At 41.0% G+C, this 20,839-nt stretch carries 3 protein-coding genes; all 3 read left to right on the forward strand.

Annotated features, from left to right (window positions below):
- The first annotated feature begins 243 nt into the window (after positions 1 to 243).
- The 3 genes from CGC52_RS09615 (at position 244) to CGC52_RS09625 (ending at position 20,724) form a co-directional block, all read left to right on the forward strand.
- Positions 244 to 3,366: a gliding motility-associated C-terminal domain-containing protein gene (locus tag CGC52_RS09615; RefSeq protein ID WP_157909136.1), complete on the forward strand. Its 3,123-nt coding sequence runs from the start codon at positions 244 to 246 to the stop codon at positions 3,364 to 3,366.
- 9 nt (positions 3,367 to 3,375) lie between these two features.
- Entirely contained in the window at positions 3,376 to 4,782 is a 1,407-nt protein-coding gene (locus CGC52_RS09620; RefSeq protein WP_095894232.1) for a PorP/SprF family type IX secretion system membrane protein, read from the forward strand.
- Positions 4,783 to 4,986: 204 nt separating this feature from the next.
- Entirely contained in the window at positions 4,987 to 20,724 is a 15,738-nt protein-coding gene (locus tag CGC52_RS09625; RefSeq protein ID WP_198540564.1) for a T9SS type B sorting domain-containing protein, read from the forward strand.
- Positions 20,725 to 20,839: the final 115 nt, after the last annotated feature.

The raw sequence follows: 20,839 nt of genomic DNA on the forward strand, positions 1-20,839 counted from the left end.
GTCAAAAAAGAGAAAAAACGGAAGTTTTTGTGCTTTTTTCGTAATAAAAATATGTTAAATGTTTTTCTTTTTATTTTATTTTTGTATGATAACTGCTATTTACGATTTAGGATTATTAATTCTTATTTTTTGAAATCGCAAAAACTAACATCCGATAGTTTTATATCCAATTAATTTGTTTACTTTTGCAATGCTGTCACATGTGTTTAATACAAATAAACCGTGAAAAAAGATTTTGAAATAATGAAAATAGATATTTCATACAAGTATTTAGTACTGCTTATTTTCTCTTTGTTCGTAAGCTATGTACACGCTCAGAGGATAGAGTCTATCTCTCTGGGTTTTAGTGATGCTTGTGTTTCGGATTCATATAATAACTTTGGAGTTTCATTCAAATGGCAACCGCCATTGCCCAATGCTACGAATCAATATATTATTGAGTTATCCGATGCGAATGGTGATTTTTCAAATCCTGTAACATTAGCAACGTTGACAGGGCAAAATACACAGTTTGAATACTCAGTAAACGTTCAGTTTCCGAACACCATGCATGGCGATGCGTATAGGATTCGTGTTAGTAGCACCAATCCATCATCTTCTATTACAAGTAATCCATTTTCGGCTTACTATGTAAATGTAAATAGCCCTATGGAATTAAACGGAGGGGTATCTAATATCAATCTTTGTCCAGGGCATTCGCAAGAAATATCAGTAAACAAAAAAGGTGAAAAAGCTTACAAATGGTATCGTAACAATACCTTAATTCCTGGTGAAACCAAGCATACGCTCCGAGTTTCAGAGGCTGGGACGTATCATGCCGTTGTAGATTATGGAAATTATTGCTCGGGTTCGTCTAATTCACGTTCAAACAATGTGACTGTAGTAATGGGAGGAAGTCTCGGGGTCGTTATAACCAACTCGATTTCAGGTAATAATATTTGTAAAGGTCAGCCTTTTACCTTAACAGCAAGTGTTAACGATTCGAACTATCTATATAAATGGTATCGTAACGGAACGGTAGTGCAACAGGGAGCAGGTATGCATACTTATACAGCTCCTACCGATGACACGGCTGCTGGTTCCTACAAGCTAGGAATTTCTGTTCCAGGTAGTACTTGTGAGGAATTAACAAATGAAATTGAAATAAAATTCAGAGAAAACTTCACGGTTTCAGCTACGGTACAGGGTGATGTGCTGATTTTGCCTGGAGGGACGAAAAAATTAGAGGCTACTACTACAGCCGAATCCCCTTCATATCAATGGAAATTGAATGGAGCCCCCATACAAGGAGCTACGGAGGCTACTTATCAAGCCAGACAGCCTGGAGAGTACACCGTTGAGGTAACTCAAGGAGGAAGTTGTGCGGGAGTTTTGCAGACTTCTAATAAGGTATTGCTTGAAAGTCCGAATGAATTTAAGGTGGAGATTCGATATAAGTCCTCGGGTTACCAACCTTGTATGTTTGATAAAGCTACTTTAGGATTAGCAAAAATCATTGCTGTCACTCCTTCAGGAGAAGTATTGTTAGAGGCATCAAGTTACAGTGCATTTACTTATCAATGGTATAAAGACGATCAGGCTTTGGATGATGATGACGATGACAACGATGACGATGATGATGACAGTGGTTTTGAACTTACCTTAAATAAGGCTACTCAAAATGGGAATTACTCTTTGAAAATAGCTACCCCGGGGGTGAACAACATACAACGTTCTAATTCGTTACCCGTACAGTTGACAGATCCAAATGCGGTACAGTTGAACGGAGGACAAACGAGCTTGGAGGTTTGTGCAGGTGCAGTTACTTTGACGGCTTCGCCACTTGACGTTAATGCCACTTATACTTGGTACAAAGATGGTGTTAAGGTATCTGAAGGAGCAGGAGTTTACGAATATGGAGCAACCCAAATGGGGACTTATTACGTGGCAATGTCTGGAACTTCAGAGGCTTGTCCTGCTACGTCAAATTCATTAGTGCTTGTTAAAAGAGAAATCAGGGCAAATTGGGTTTTGCCACAAATCCCAAGAGCTTTTATACCTGGTAAAACCTATATGTTGACAATCAGTCACAACATGAATAATCCAACTATCAAATGGTTTAGAAATGGGACTGAAATTCAGGGAGTTTCTGCTCCTACCTATTCCGTTACGGAACCGGGATCTTATCATGCTGAGGTAGAAAGTTCAAGTTCGGGGTGTGCAGGTTCAAAAATTGTATTACCTTTGCGGAGCTATATAGAGATAAAAGAGCTTAAACCTAATATAGGATTTGCGGAAGTCCAGTCTCAAAATTGTGATGGTACGGCAACTCAAACAACATTGAAGCTGAAAAAGTTAGAAGCTGTATTAGAAGGAGGTGAGGTTGTTTTGATAGGTAATGAGGGGGATGAGACTGATTATCAGTATTTCAGTTTTCAATGGCTCAGAAACGATGCCCCAATTATGGGACAATCTGACCCGACGGGATTAGTTGTTACAAAAGAAGATGCCTTAACTGGAAGTTATTCGCTATTAGCAATTTACCAAACGATCATTGACCCGTCAAATAAATTGAATGTATCTTTTTCAACTATTCCGGATATCACATTAGTTTCGGAAAGTGATGATGATAGTCCTAAAATTTGCGAAGGTGGTTCAACTATTATCAAAGCTCCTATAGATTCGGAGGCATTCTCTTATCAATGGTATAAGGGAGCAGTTCCTATCGAAGGAGCAGTAGAAGCAACCTATGAAGCAACAGAAGTTGGTGATTATTATTTGCGAATTTCTAATGGAGCTTGTACCAAACAGTCGACTAACATCGTGAAAGTTTCTGTATTTGATCCTAGTTCACTAAAGTTAGTACGCGTCAATAGTGATGGAGTAGAAGTTTCGGAAGTGCCTTCAGGCAGTCGCGTTACAGCATCGAAAGGAGAGGTAATCAAAGTTGTTGGAGGGAATAGTAAAGCGGAAAACTATCTGTGGAGTACGCCAAGTAATTCTGTTTTCGCACAGCAAATTATTATAAAAGAAACAGGAGATTACGTGTTGACAGCTACTATAGGCGGTACTTGTTCACCGGTGGAGTTACGTTTTTCAGCGGAAGTGTTTGAAATTTCTAAAATCCCCAACGTGGTAACGCCTAATGGAGATGGAAGTAATGATTTTTGGGAGATTCCTGAGGAGTATCTGAATAAGGATAATGTTAAAGTAAGCATATATTCGCAAGAAGGGAAGGCAGTCTTCTCTGGTACAAGATTTACCAATAAAACTTGGCCTAATGTTGAAACATACAAAGAATTGGGTAAAAGAGCCTTAATCTTTATGTATATAATAGAAGTAGATAATAAAGTAGATAAGCAAGGTACCATAACTTTGTTCAGATAGAGAAAGAAGATGATGAATAGAAATACTGTTACATGGGTTATTTTGATGTTGTTAGTTCAGTTTTCGTGGGCACAGCAAAAGAATAACTATTATTTAGCACATGATTTACCAGGACATACAGCTGTAAAATACAACACGTTTTTGATGAATCCAGCTTTTCCAATTTTTGGGTACAAAGAGTCACATGTGGCATTGTATCACAGACAGCAGTGGATGAATTTTCAAAATAACTTTAGTATTTTTATGGGGACTTATGGTAAAAAATGGTCTGATAATGAGGTGATTAATGTTATGGCATTTCAGAAAAAGATTGGAGTGTTTCAGAATACAGGTTTTTTAGGAAATTATGTTCATCAGATAGGTTTGGGAGATGAGAGCTATTTGAGATTAGGGATTAATGCCTCTTTTGGTATGAGTGGTATTGCTCAAGGGAAGATTGTAGCTAATGATTCATCTGATCCTTTTTTAGCGAATTTTAGCAATACTGGGATTTTTAATATAAACCCAGCTTTCGATATAAATTTCGGGATGATACATTTTGGATTGAATGCTGAAAATTTGATTGATTATGCATTAGCTGGAGGTGAGATGGCAGTACCTTTTAGTGATAAAGCTTTTACAGGGCACGTAATGTACCGAAATACGATGACAGCAGGTAGTGGAGTTTTGGAAGAGGCTACTTTGTCCGTGTTAGCAAGAGGACGAAAAAGTGCAGATAATTTTCAAATGGGTGGACATGCAATGCTCGACATGCCTACTTTAGGTTGGGTACATGCTGGATATGATCAAAAATATGGAGTATCAGCAGGTTTAGGGTTCAATGTGAACGCTAACCTAAGTGCAGGGTTTGGCTACGAACAAGGCATAGGTACCTATGTAAGCAATTTAGGAGGGACTTATGAGATTACTCTTGCCTATAATTTCGGAGGTGAGCGTCAAGCAAGGGCTAAAAAATTAGCAAAAGACAGAAAAGCAAAAGAGGTCGAGTTAGAAAACAAACGTAAGGCTGCTGAAAGAGCCAAAGAAGAGAAGAAAAAACCAGCGGTGGTGACGCCAACCACTCAAACAACACCGCCTCCTCCGAAGCCAGAGGAGAAACCGAAAACAATTATGCAACGATTGGAAGAACGTCTGAAAGTACAGGAACACAAGATTGCAAATGATAAAATTTCAGAAGGATTCTATGTTATTGCTGGAGTTTATAGAAATCCGAGAGGAGCATACCAGTATGTGCAAAATGTAAAAGCTCTTGGATTGACAGTACATACCTTTGTTCACCCTGAAAATAGCATGACGTATGTTTACTTTAACAAAGCGTACAATAGCAAAGGAGAAGCAGGCGTGGTTATGACAGAAATGCTCAAGCGACCAGAATTTGCTAATAAGAGCATTTGGGTATTGAGTGTCAGACGATAAGATAAGAATTAAATTATAGAGAGATGATAGTGATTAGAAATTAAAATAGTGTGATATTTTGATTTGTAATCACTATCGCTCTTTTATCAGGCTGAAATGTTTTCCTTTGATGGATTCAAATAGGTTAAAAGAATTGACCAGTGAGACATTTCGGAGGCGTGTAAGGTTATTCAAAAAAATAAACAGAAAACAATGTTTGTAAATATGAGAAATTCATCTTTTTTTCTTATGTTACTACTGGCAATAGTCGGTGGTAACAGAGTGTTTGCACAAGCTCAGTCCTATGAGAGTTTTGTACCTTACAGGTATAATGTTACACTGAATGGAGACATGCTCGTAGTAGGGAATTCTATTTTGAATTATGGAACAAATTCAACTCAAGCAAATCAAGTTTATACGGGGTCTGCAACGAGTAACGAAAATGTACCACTTTACTATATAGATATAGACAGTGATCCTACAACGTTTAGTTCAAGTGCAGCTTCTATAGTTTTGGAAAGTGGACTTGTTCCTTGTTCAAAGGTGAAACAGGCATATCTCTATTGGAGTGCTGTTTATATGAATCAGAAATTAGCTCCAACGCAACCCGAGTTGCAAAAAGCGAAATTTAAAGAAGTGAAATTTAAAACTCCTTCATCTGCAGGCTATCAGACGCTTACAGGGGAAATGGTTTATGATGGTGGAGATATATTGTCAAGCAACACTAATGATGGAAATCATCAACGAGCTTATGTTTACGTTGCCGATGTTACCCATTTGTTGAAGCAAACAGAAATTGATAGAGGAAATTTTTTGGGAGAATATGTAGTGGCAAACTTGAGAGCAGCTCATGGAACTGATGGGCGAGTTGGGTTTGCAGGAGGTTGGACATTGTACGTAGTATATGAAAATTCAACACTTAGTAGTAAACATATTACCTTGTTTGATGGCTTTTCCGTAGTTAAAAATAACGGGATTCTTGATATTCCTATTTCTGGATTTAAAACAATTCCTACGGGCCCCGTACATGCTAAAATAGCATTTAGTGCCTTAGAAGGAGAGCGTAAGCCTCAGGACGTACTCCAAATAGTGAATGGTACGCAGGTACATACATTGACGGCTCCTGACAGAGAACCAACAGGTAGTGTTTGGTCAATTCAGCATGATTTTTTTAATAGTAAAATTACCGATGTTAATGGAATGTATAATCACAAAAGACCCAATAGTACTAACTTGTTTGGATATGATGCAGGTATTTTCAAGGTAGACAATCCAAACAATGACATATTAGCAAATAATCAAACAGCTACCAAATTGAGAATTACCACAGGGTGGGATGTAATCTATCCCTATATGTTTGCTTTTGGGATTGATGTGATTGCTCCCAAAATATTGATAGAAAAGAAAATATATAAAGTCAATGGAGAGGCTGATGTAACAGGAGGTACGGTTAATTTAGGCGATAAGTTACGTTATGAAATCAAATTCAGGAATGCGGGAAATGATGATGCTGAAAATTTGGAGCTTACAGACGTACTGTCTGAAAATTTAATATATACAGACATTATTTCATCTGTTAAATTCGGGTGGAATTCGAATCCTGTAGCGGGGGTTGACTATGTTTATAATCCTGCAAACCACACTATTAAATTCAATGTTCCAAATCATGTTGTGAAAAAAGAACAAACGACATGGAATAAAATTTCATTTGAGGTTAAGGTTCCCAATGATTGTAACGGATTGCGAAATGCTTGTTCCAATAGAATCGGAAATATTATAGAGGCAACTTATAAAGGGAGTTATAATCCTTCGGATTTTCAAGCGCAAAGTTCAAGCAGTTTTGGAACATGTTTAAACGGTATTGAAGGGCCTTCAATTTTCATTGCTGATTTAGGAACTTGTGTGAGTAAAAGAAAAGAAACTCTCTGTCAGAAAACGCTTGATTTGGTAGCAGGTGCAGATTTTGCGACCTATGCTTGGACAAAAGGGGGTAGCTCAACAATCATTGGAACATCACAAACGTTAAAAGTTACAGAGACTGGTACTTATAAGGTTTTAAAGAAAAAAACGGGTTGTGCTGATATGCGTGAAGAAATAGAAGTAGTTTTGCACTCAGATGCTCAGGCAACCAATCCAATCAATCAGTATGCTTCTTTGGTGCTGACTTGCGGTAATGACGGTTCGGACTATCCGCAAATTTATCTTTGTGGTACTTCTGCGACCAAACTGTTGCAGTTAAACACCGCAGGAGCAGTTAGTTACAATTGGCAGAAACGCAATAATTGTACCATTCCTGCCACGCATCCTGATACTTGCCCCGTACGGGATAACTACGGCTGTACATGGAATACAGTACACACAGGAAGTTCTTACAATGTTAGCCAAGGGGGAGATTATCGAGTTGAAATTAATTACGCGGGAGGTTGTGTGCAGGTATTCTATTTTAGAGTAACTAAAACGGAGCTTACCCCTACGGTAACCACACGTGACATCATTTGTACAAAACAAGGTGAAATCACTGTAACTCATCCAACTTCAGGTTATCAATATGCTTTGCGAGGTAGTGATGGAAACATTGTAGTTAATTATCAGAATTCAAATAAATTTACTGTTACGAATCCAGATTCTTATACAGTCTTGATTCGTCAGGCATTACCAGCAGGATCGACTTACACTCCCTGTATCTTTGAGCTTCCTGCTTCAATTATACGTAAAAATCCGAATCTGGCTGTAGCAGCAACACCGTTGGCATGTCAGAATTCCAAAGGTAGTTTGCAAATTAGCGTATCGGATATGTTCCCACCTTACACCTATATTATAAGAAATGCATCTGCTTCAGGGGCAGTAGTCTACCAAGTGAATGCTACGGATACCACCAACATCACTGTACCTAATTTGAATGATGGAAGCTACTTCGTACAGGTAACATCTCCCGATGGTTGTGCATTGAGCCGAGCTATAACAATTAATAAACTCCCTGAATTAAAAGCCACAGCTACGGTGAAACGTCATTTGATGTGTGGCGAGGCCATCATTCGAGTGGAGGCACAAGGAGGTACTCCTGGAACAAGTTATGGATATAGCATTGACGGAGGAAATAGCTATATGTATAACTACACAGGCAGTTTCTATGAATTTACGGTAACGGCAACAGGCACTTATAACGTTAAAGTAACCGATGCTAACAATTGTAGTGTTAATACATCGGTTACCGTCAATGCTTTGACACATCCAACATTTACCACCACATCTCGATTAACCGATTGTGGACAAAAAGTAGCATTGCAGATAAATGTGACGAGCAATCCATCGAATTTCCAAATCCGTTACAGCGTAGATGGAGGGCTTACCTCACAGATAGGAAACGCTTTTGTGGGGCTGACACCTGGAGGTACATATACACCATCTTTATTGATTTCTTCAGGTTCAGCTACTTGTACACTCACTTCAACGGTAACTTTACCACCTGTGAACAACGCTAAAATTACGGCAGCCTTCGCGGGAGTAACCGAGTTGATTGGTTGCGGTCAGGGAGTGAATGTGGATAAAGCCAAAGTGCGTGTAACCAACGTACAAGGAGGTTCAGGTAACTATGAATATAGTTTCGATAACAAAGCAAATTGGATAACCTCTTCCGAGGCGTGGTTACCAGCCGGTACACATAATGTGTTTGTACGCGATAAGGTCAATGAGTGTGAGTTTGGTCCTATGGAAGTAAATGTGCCAAACCGTCCTGTAGCCCCAAATTTTACGACTTCTGTGGCGTATGACTGTGAAGGACGAGGAAGCATTACGGTTAACAATAACCAAAGTGGGTTTCTTTATACCTATGAATATAACGGAAATACATATACTTCGTCCACCATTTCAGGATTACCACCAGGGACACATACAATTACTATCAAATATGCTGATCCAACGGCTCCCACGCCCAGTATTTTGATAAAAGAAGACTTTGGGTACGGAAGTTATACACCTAACCCCAACGTACATCCTAATTATACATACAAATATACCTCAACCATAGCTGATGGGCAATATGTTGTTATGCCAGCGGGTACTATTACTCACCCTACTTCAGGTCCGTTGGCTAATGGCTGTTGGACAGCTCCAACAGACCATACCTCGCCATCAGATCCTACAGGAAGGTATTTAGCAATGAATGTGGGAAGTGTAGGATTTAACAAGCCAATTTACTATAAAGAGGTAAACGATGTAATTCCAGATCAGGAAATTCGTTTTGAAATGTACGTTTACAACCTATGTCACTGTACTTCATGTAAACCACCAATATTTGCTATTCGTTTGGTAAACACTGCTACGGGGCAAATCATTGGAACGCAACAAAATTCAGGAAACGTTCCTGTTAATGGAAAGGTTAGAGGAGCGTGGCAACGTTTCTCAGGAACGTTAGCCGCTCCTAATGTAACTTCATTGCGTATTGAGGTGGTAAGTATGAGTCCTGAAACCAATGGTAATGACTTGGCAATTGACGATATTTTTGTATACCAAGTGCCCAAGGTATGTGGTTTTGATGCACAAGTAACTGCTATTGTGTTGCCAGACAAGCAGTTTGCTACGAATCCGAATACACGTGTCGTTCAGAATGCAAAATGTCATCCAACCACTACAACAACACCTAACAGCAAAGGTAAATACCAAATTAATTTACGAAACGCAGCCGCAACAGGTTACTATGTGTCAAAAGACGGAGGAACGTGGACGTTAGAAACCGCGAATCCATTCGTTTGGAATGATGTGTCAGTAGGAAATCACACGGTGAAATTCCGTTATAGTGCTACTTCAACGAATTGTGAGATTACCGATACATTCGAAATTAAAGCACCACCAGCCATTACCGTTACTCCAATTCCGACACAGTATTTAGGCTGCAATCCTGCTAAGGTGACCGTAACGGCGGTGGCTTCAGGAGGAACAGGAGTGTTTACGTACGCGTTAGAATCCAACATTGGAGGAGTTATAACAACAACTCCTTATCAAAGTAGCCCTTCATTTGAAATTAATAGTGTAGGTAATTATAAAATTCACGTGAAGGACATCAATGAATGTTCAGTGGCTACAAGTTTTAGAGTTGATCCTGCACCGCCAGTGAACATTACTATTGCTCCGACTTCTAACTATTGCGTAACAACGGGAACAGGAGCTTCTATTACTCTCAATGTTACTGGAACGCCACCGTTTGTTTTCAGAGTTAATGGGGCTGTTCATACGACTACGAACGCTACGAGTCATACGCTTACGAACCTACAACCGAACACCTATACCGTTACGGTTACCGATGCTCATCGTTGTACGAAAACGGAAACCATTCGAATTGCACCGCGTTTGCATGTTTCGGCTTCGTCTGTACAGCGTGACATTACCTGTAACCCAGCACCTAACAATCGGGGTCGTATTCGGGTGAATATAGCAGGTGGTTATGGTTCAGAAACCTACGTAGTGAAACGCGGAACAACCACAGTGCAGGGAACAACGGCTGTAACAGGGGCTACTATTATTTATGAAAGCGATGTAGCAGGAACGTACACCATTGAAATTACCGATTCCAAAGGTTGTAAAACCCAAGCGACACATACCTTAACGACTCCCGTACCTCCAACGTTCACCCCCGCCCAAACGAATGCTTTGTGTAACGGAGGTAAAGGTTCAATTACAGTTAATGTAACTACTGGAATTGGAGGCTATACCTATATATTGAATGGAGGAACACCACAAACTTCTAATGTTTTCAATAACTTGTCTGCGGGAACTTACACCGTTACCGTACGCGATGCTAAAAATTGCGATGCAACACAAACGGTAACTATTACAGAACCTACGGCAATTCGTGGATTTGCAGGAGTGTCTCAATTTATAGGCTGTGGTACAGGAGCTAACGCAGATAAGGCGAAAGTGCGTATAACCAACGTAACGGGCGGAACTCCTCCATATAAATATCGTTTTGATGGCGATTGGGTAAATCAAAATGAAGGTTGGATGCCAGCGGGCAATAACCAAAGTGTTTGGGTGCGCGATGCCAACGGATGTCCATTTGAAATGAAAGTGAACGTACCACAAAAACTGACACCACCTGTGTTCACGCAAACTGCTGTGGCATACGACTGTCATGGAAAAGGAACGGTTACCATTACCAACGACCAAGGAACGTATTCGTACACTTATTCAGTGAATGGAGGTACACCAACCACCACCAACGTTTTGACGAATTTACCCACAGGGAATAATATTATTACGATTAAGTATCGACAGGTGACTGCACCAAATCCTGTTATTTTGATTCACGAAGATTTCGGTTCAGGAACACCAGAGCCAAGTTCAAATGTGACAAGTGCATTTTCATTTGTGGATACGAGAACTAATTGTTTGAATCACAATCTTTATTCGATAACGAATAAAACAGATTTTTCAAATGCAGGCACTTGTGTTTCAGGATGGCTTGCCCCTAATGACCGTACGACAGGAGGTACAGACCCAAGAGGACGTTATATGGCTGTGGATATAGGAACACAGTTGGCGGCAGGAGGTGTGCTTTATGAGAAAGAAGTACACGATGTGTTACCAAATAAACCTATTAAATTCAAAATGTTTGGATTTAATTTGTACAGCACTGCCTCAGGAGTAAATCCGAGTATGCAGATTCAAGTGGTAGTTAGAGACCCGATGACGCATGCAGAAACTGTTTTGCAACAAATTCTTTCAGCAGACGTACAGCCTAATGGAGGAAATGCGGATGCATGGGCTGAGTTTTCATCCGATGCCTATGGAACGATAGATCCACAAAATAATACGAGTTTGATTATCCGTATAAGAACTGTACATAATACCACTTCGGGTAATGACTTTGCTCTTGACGATATTTTGGTATATCAAGAACCAGAAATGTGTGATTTCACAGTAACCCAAACCGTACAAGTAGCTACGGATAAAGAATTTAGAGCTACAGCGGGTACAATTACACAACCATCCTGTCATGGAGGTAACGATGGTTCGGCTCAGTTCTTTGTCGAAAACTTTGCTGCAACGGGCTATCGCCATCGTTTGAACGCAGGTGCTTGGAGTACTGCTACAACCAATTCAACCCTAACGATTTCTAATTTAGGGGAAGGCTCTCACACCTTGACATTGGAACACGTAGGTGGCGGTTGTATCGTTACAGTGCCATTCAAAGTAACACAACCAACGGCATTGACCTTAACATCAACGCTTATTACACCACAGAAATGTTCCAATACGGGAGCAACCGTACGCCTAACAGCAGGTGGGGGAACGCCTCCTTACCAATACCAATTAGGAACGGGAACACCACGAAATTCACCAGAATTTGTAGGTGTTCCTCATGGAACACAAATCTTTACGGTGCAAGATGCCAAAGGTTGTCCAGCTACGACCACAGTGAATTTGGTAGCTCCAAAAACCGTGTCGTTTACAGCTACTACACAAAACTGTTACTCAGGGAATAATGATGCTTCGATCCAAGTGAATGTAACAGATGGTAACGGAGGTTATAAGTTTAGCATCAACGGTGGTGCGTGGATAACACCAACAAACCCAACAACACATGCTTTTGAAGGATTATCAAACGGTACGTACACTATCCGTGTGCTTGACAGTTACGACTGTACAGCGACTCAAACATTAGTTATTCATCCGAAGTTGATCATGGATCTACAAACAATTGATAAGAGTTGTAACGATGGACGCATTACGGTAACCGCTCAAGGAGGAAACGGAAACTATGAGTATGGTTTTGCACCAGTGGGAGCTCCAATGCCAACATTGGGTACAACGAATACCTTTGCAGTAACCACAGCAGGAAATTACATGGTGTATTTGAAATCAGCAGATTGTATAATTTCACAAACGGTATCCATTGGAACAGCTCCAGCAGTAGGAGCTACTGTTACGGCTAATGATCCTGCTTGTTTCGGAAGCAATGGAACGGTAGCATTAACAAACGTTACAGGACATGCTCCATATACATTTGCATTGAAAAATACCGTAACACCAACCATTTCACAAACATTTAACAATGTGATTGCTACAAACTATACGTTTGTGAATGTAGTTTCGGGTACGTACTCCGTAACGGTTACTGACCGCTATGGTTGTGTGGTGACATACACAGCGACCATTACAGGCAAACCACAGATTACGGGAATCATTAAAAGTACAGCTACTGATTGTGTTAAAATCGGAGATGAGGTTCCTTTGGAATTAACAGTGTCTCCAACGATCATAACAGCGTATAATTTGTCAGGGTATGATTTGTATTATTCAACCGATTTAGGAGTGAATTGGACTCCGTTGAATCCAACAAATACAATTGCAGGATTCGGTACAGGAGATCAAATCACGGTTTGGTTTAAAACTGTACCAAATACAGCAGGGCACGGAGCACCACCCGTTTGTATTGAAAAAATGCCTACAGAGACCGTACCGTTACCATTACACAATTTAACCATTTCAACGAATTTGACAGCTTTCACTGCTACTTGTGATCCAGCAGGAATGGAAGTAGTCGTTGGAGCAAGTGGTGGATCAGGGCCGTATAAATTTGCTATATTGCATTCCGCTTCTGACCCAATACCACTAGGAACATCATTACTTTGGCTACCACCAACGTCAGCCGATGGAAAAGAGCGTAGGTTTACAGGATTGGTTCCAGGGCGTAGCTATCGCTTCTTGGTATTGGATAGTGCTAATTGTGTTAAAGAAAATACGCAGGAACTTTATGATAACTACGTACCACCAGTGCATATTACCGCAACTAAAGTGAAACCCGCGTGTCATGGAACAACAACGGGGGAAATAGAATTTACAGTAACGCGTTCGGCTTCATCAACAACAACGGCAACAACCTTTGATTGGAAGGTATATAAAATAGGACAAACAGCTCCAGTTTCAACAGGTTCTGGAGTAATGATGCCTGCACAAGGTGCGTCAGTAACCTTGCCTCCTGTAGCGGTTCAAGCACCTGGAACCTACTATATGCTTATAAAAGAAGCAGTAACTAACTGTGAGTGGGCAAGTGCAAATGTGGAAATGAGAGTACTTGATCCGATTCAAGCAACGGCAACAGCGACCGTGCAAAGCGTAACTTGTGATATGTCAGCACGTATTTTGGTACAGAATGTTTCGGGTGGTGGCGGTGGTTACGAATACCAATTGACCAGTCCTGCTTTTGTTAACCCAATAGCATGGACGAGCAATAATCCTATTGAAATTCCACGTAGTAATATCAATGCAGTAACAACAGGAAACATCAGCGTGACAGTGCATGTGAGAGACCAATATGGTTGTGATTTAACACTTACTACACCTTTGACACTCAATGTGCCAGCTCCACCGCCAGTGCCAACGGGAACAGCAAACAGTTGTTCAGAGCCGTTGTCAATCACAGTTAGTCCAATGGGAACAAACTATGAGTATGCACTTGCAGGGCCAACACCACGCACATGGCAATCGAGCGTAACTTTCACCCATTTGGTGGCTGGTAACTACACTGTATTGATTAAAGATAAAACAACGGGTTGTGTAACAACGGGAACAACAGCCGTTACTTTACATCCGATGATGCAGGCAACTGTGCAACAGACGAAATTGTTGGGTTGTACACATTTAGCAGAAATTAAGATAGATGTGACCGCAGGTTCAGGAAATTATGATTATGCAATTACAGGAGCAGCTGCTGTAACAAGAGGGGCATTACCAACGAATCCGTTTACGTATGTTACTAATGCTGTTGGAACGTATCAAATTCATTTGTACGACAACGGAACGACCTGTCCTGCTAAGACCTATACAGTAACGGTAGCCCCAGCAGTGCAACCTTCGTTTACGACAACCACAGTGTCGGTAACTTGTCATGGAGGTAATGATGGTAAGATATTTATCCACGACCAAGTAACGGGAAGTACGTACACGTATACGATAGCCCCAGCACTGGTACCACCAGCTACGTTTAATTCAGCCATAAAAGCGTTTGTAGGGTTATCAGCGGGTACGTATAACATCACAATGACAGATATAAATAATGGCTGTGCCACAACGGTAACTGTTCCCGTAGGGCAACCAGCACAGATAACATCAGCAGCAGGAGTACTAACCGCAACGGCGTTCAAATGTACGACAGGCAATACTTCCGATGCAGTGGTGGTAACTCTTGACCCAACGCAAGTGACAGGAGGAACGCCTCCTTACACCTTCCAGTTGGTATATGACAACGGAACAACAGCAATTACAACCGATGATATTACCGTTAACGGCACAACAATGACTGTTACAAACAGAATTGGTGGCGTTGTGAAGGCAATTATTACCGATGCTAATGGTTGTAAGAATCCACCAGCAACACCAATAACGGTAACCATTGCTCCGTATGACGAGTTAAAAACAGCAACGGTGAGTATAACTAATGCAATCACTTGTGTTGCAGGAGAAAGTGTGAGTGTTACTGTGACCTCAACCTTAGGAGATGACACTAAATTTAGGTACATTAAAGGTGATATTCCACCAGCAGTCAATGATCCTGTTTGGAATACAGCAACATCGACCTTATTTACAAACTTATCAGTAGGAACACATCGTTTCTGGGTGAAACATATTGAAACAGGTTGTATGATTTCAGCGGTACATACGGTAAAAGACCCGAATACCTTTGTGATTAACACACCTGTCATCACCAATCCGGACTGTAAAGGAGGAACAGGTTCAGCGAACATAACGCTAACCGATGCTACTTATACAGGAGTTTATGAATACACCGTACAGTCAGGAACTACAACCTTACCGGTAGGAACAACGGTGGGAGGAGCAACAACGCAGAACATCTCTCTATCCAACCTATTGGCAGGAACATACACGATAACTGTAAGGCAACAAACCGCACCAACTTGTGACAAATCGTACGTATTCACAGTGGTTGAACCTGCTATCGCCTTGACGGCTTCTGTAACCACAGAGCCTATCACTTGCGTAGCTCCTAACACAGGTGTGATTGAAGTAATCAACGCTACGGGCGGTTGGGGAGATTATCGTTACCGAATTGGAACAGGAGCTTGGCAATCCAATCCGAGATTTACGGGCTTGGTAGCTGATACCTATAAAGTTGAAATCAGTGATAAGGCAGGTACAGGATGTGAAGAAACAATTTCAGCGACCGTAGTACTTACCAATCCAGTGCCACTGACAGCCACGATGACCATTGCTTCACAAAACTGTGTGGCAGGAAGTGGAGTAATGAGCGTAACAGTGAGCGGTGGAGCAGGAGAGGGCTACACGTTTGAACTGTTCAGAAATGGAAATTTCCATGCGGTGTTGAATACCACAACGGCAACCACTGTAATGTTTACAAACTTAGATGCGGGGGCATATCATGTGGAAGTATCTGATGTTTGGGGTTGCCAGACCATCACAACAGCAACGCTTTCAACAACCTTGCATACACCTATCACAAACGTTCATGCAATGGTGATGAAAGAAATCACATGTAGTACACCAACAGGCGGAACCGTGTCCATCACCCACAGTGCAGGACATTCAACAAACATCCGTTATGCAGTGACTCCTCCAGGGGGAGGAGCAACTGTAACACAAATCAATAGCGGTTTGTTTACGAATTTACTTACTGCAGGAATTTATACGGTTGAGGTGTACGATATGGTTACGGGTTGTGCAACAGAGTCTGTTACCTTTGAACTAACACCAACAGTATCACCTACGTTTACAACTACGCGTAGCGATGTGAAGTGTAACGGAGGTGCTGATGGATGGTTCACGGTCGATGTGCCACAGACACAACAGCATTTGGACTACCAAGTGGTAGTAACAAGTACGGCGACAGGTTTCGTTACGCAAACCCGAACCGTAGCGAATGTGCCAACTTCTCTCTTGTTTAAAGATTTATCAGCAGGGGTTTACACCGTAGTGATGACCTCCGTAAGAGGTTGTGTTACTACAGATACAGTAACCATAGGCGAACCAACTGTAGTGGGGGTTACGGCGACAACAACGCCTTTTGCTTGTGACCCAAGTAACTTACCACAACCTGTGATTATCACAGCAGTAGGTAACGGTGGAACAGTACCGTACCATTACAGCATCGACGGAACAGATTTCACTAACACCTCAGGAGTGTTCACTACTACCGACACGGGAGTCACACAAACCATTACCGTGTACGTTAAAGATTTGCACGGATGTGCAACTACAACCACTGTAGCAGTGCAGCCATTCCCTGCTATCCAAGGCGTGTCGGTAGTGGGAACGAATCGCATTACCTGTGCGAATCCGGAGACCATAGCTGTAACCATCACAGGTGGAGCAAATCAAGGGTATACGGTCGAAGGAAATCGTATTTCGGGAGTAGGAGTGGTGTCACCAACCACGAGAACCATAATAGCAGGTTCTTCAACAACCACTTTTGAGATTACCGAGGTGGGTATGTACGAATTTAAAATAATAGATAATCATACAGGATGTTATACTGTGACTACATATACCGTACATCCGTATAATAACATTGAAATCAAGGTTTCACCAAAAGTAAATACATCTTGTTATGGAGCTTCTGACGGAGTTATTACGTTAGAAACAACAGGTTATTTAGGTAGTTATGTGTATCGAGTAATTGATGATGCTACTTCATTGATGGTAGCTTCAGGAACGGCCACGACAACTATGGCAAGTTTGCCTCACCGTGTGGATATTGGTGGATTGCCGACAGGTATGTATAAAGTAGAATTGACAGAAAATGGAATACCATTCTGTACGGTAACCTCAACGTTGGTATCCGTATCGGGCCCTACAAGAGCCTTGACAGCAACGGCAACCATCATAGCACCATTAACTTGTGAAGGAAACAACGCTGTAATAGATGTCCAAGCTCAATATGGATGGGGTAACTACGAATATCAATTGTGGATGAATGGAATTCCTCACCCAACGTACGGTACTTATACTACCACCTCAACTTTCGTAGGTTTAGGAGTAGGAAACTATGAAGTGAAAGTACGCGACATGGGAGGTTGTGAACTTACAGCATCTGCAACGGCAACCATGACCACTATTACAATCGCTCCACCAGTGCCAATAACACTTAATTTGACTTCGAGCGTGACTCAGGTGTCTTGTTACGGTGATAAATCAGCCAGTATCACAGCTGTAAGTGTCATGGGAGGAAGTGGTAACTACAAGTATGTGTTGATTTCAACTATTGGAACTGAAGTCTATGAATCTGGAGCTCAGGATAGTCCAACGTTCACTAATTTAGGAGCAGGAGTCTACCAAGTGAAAGTAATAGACGGATGGGGTTGTGACCAAGTTTCAACCGTACATATCACTATCACCGAACCAACTCCAGTACGTTTGAATGCTACTATTACCAAAGGATTGACTTGTTTAACAAATGCAGAAATTACTTTGGTTGCATCAGGAGGTTCAGGTACTGGATACACATTCAACACATCGCCAACAGGAACGTTTACAGCGGCTGACGTGTTATCAGTGCCAATGGGAACATATACCTATTATGCGAAAGATAGTAACGGATGTTTGTCTGAAGTTTCAAATACGATTGAGATATTACCAATAGAACCGCTTACATTGACTGTAGATGCTACCGATGCATATGTGAAATGTAATGGAGAGAGTACAGCAGAGATTAGAGCGACTGCCCAAGGCGGTTTAGGAAACTATCAGTATGAACTTAAAGGTACCTTAGCTGATGGAAGTGTCGTTACACGTACAACTCTTGACGGAATTTTTGTAGGTTTAGCTACAGGAACTTATCAAGTTACGCTGAAGAGTGACGATTGTGTAACCTCAACAATCCATCCGATAATCATCAACGAAGCTCCAGCTTTGGTTTGGGGAACAGCTACCAGCACCGATGAAACATGTTTTGGTGAGAATAATGGAACGATAAAAGTAATGGCTACAGGAGGAACAGGAAGCATTACTTACGCTATTTCGCCACGATTGGATAGAGCCGTGACAGCTGAATTTATTAATCAGCAGGAATACGCACCAGGCACTTATTTGGTAAGAGCAAGTGATGAAAATGGATGTTATGTTGATTTTGATGTAACTATCCAAGCAGCCACTCGTTTAACTGCTGTGTTGGATGTTGTAACACATGAGATTTGCTTCGGAGCAGCCGATGCAACAGCATCTATCACTATTTCGGGAGGTAAAGCACCTTACCATACAGCTTTCAATTCAAACGCAGTCTCTGCAACATGGACGCAAAGCAATGATGGTCGTGTGTACTATGACAACTTACCTGCCGGTGAAAATCAGGTCATTTTTGTTAAAGATGCCAATGGATGTAGTACTTATGTAGTCATTCCGAGCATCAATGCAGGAGTTGATTTGCAATTGTCGGCAACAGCTAAAGTAGAATGTGTTTCCGCAAATACAATTAGCAGTGAAGTAATTGTTTTAGTAAATTCGAACTATGCTTCGTTAGTAACTTATGCTCTTGATGGAGGTACACCACAGCGAAATAATATATTCACAAATGTTTCGTCAGGAACACACACCATTACTGTGGCTCATCCGAATGGATGTACGACTCAAACCACTGTATTTGTACCTCATTACGATCCATTGACCGTTGTGACAAGTACAACCCAAGTTTCCTGCAATGGAGAGAGTGATGCAAGTATCGTAATGCAAGTGACCGGAGGTTCAGCAAGTTACACCTATCGAATAGCACCGAACATAGGAACTTTTGACCTAACAACAGGAACCTTTAGAGGCTTACCAGCAGGAACTTATGAAGTGTCCGTACGTGATAATCAATTGGGTTGTGTACTAACTGAAATATTTACGTTTGCCGAGCCTGATGTGTTATACGTAGAAACAGGTTCTGTCACCGAAACGTGTTATCAAGTTAATGATGGACAGTTGTTCTTTGAAATCAAAGGCGGACGACCTCAATATGCTTATACGTTGACAGCTCCCGATGGTACGTTAGTGGAATCAGCAACAGGAATAGTACAAGGGCAAGTAATATCAAAAACAGGATTAGTTCCGGGAACATATCAATTGCTTTATTCCGACGATGCATCCTTGTGTACGAAAACAGCTACAATCCAAGTAGGCAAAGCACCAAATATTGAACCGATAAATTCAAAAGCTATCAAGGTTCAGTATCAGTGTCGTGAAAGTTGGGATAATACCTCAGTAAGTGAAAATTACATAGAGTTGTTCTTCGATAATACGATTTTGACAGCGAGCAACACATTCTATGCATTGAATAGTACCAATTTAGTAGACGCTGTACCATTTAGTGAGTTCATAGGTAACAAAGCAATCATACGAAATATTCCAGCGGGTAAAGATCAGTACTTCACTATTTTCTATAAAACGTGTACGTACACCATTCCTGTAGGTCAGTATTTCGATGTTGAAGAGTACGATCCGTTGATGTTGACAGATAAAACAGATCCTAAATCATTGAATACTATTAAGGTAGAAGCAACAGGAGGAAAAGCTCCTTACACTTACCGTTTCAATGGAATTATTAGTGACGACGGTAACGAATATCACATCATGCCAGCAGATAAAGGATATGTTACTCCTGACGGAAAAGTTATCAAGCAAATTGATGTTGAGGTGCTAGACGATTTAGGATGTACGAGAACACTGACCATTGAAAAAGAGTTTATCGACATCAAAATCCCGAACTATTTTACACCTAACGGAGATGGAAATAATGACGATTGGGGGCCAAATGATCCGAGAAGTTATCCGAATATGACCATTGCAATTTACGATCGATATGGTCGATTGATAGCTCAATTGGAAAAAGGACAACGCTGGGATGGAACTTACGAAGGTAAGCATCTACCAACGGGTGACTATTGGTACATTATCCGATTGAATGAGGATAAAGACGATAGTCGTGAATTCCTCGGAAATATGACTTTATTCAGATAAAAATAGAGGCTGACCAAAAAAACAGGTCAGCCTTTTTTATGATTCATTTGACAAATAACAATTTTACAAATAACAAAAAATAGGTTGTGTTATAAAAAGTATGATGGTAGTTTTG

This window comes from Capnocytophaga sp. H2931 (genome assembly GCF_002302535.1).
In the GTDB taxonomy this organism is placed as follows: domain Bacteria; phylum Bacteroidota; class Bacteroidia; order Flavobacteriales; family Flavobacteriaceae; genus Capnocytophaga; species Capnocytophaga canis.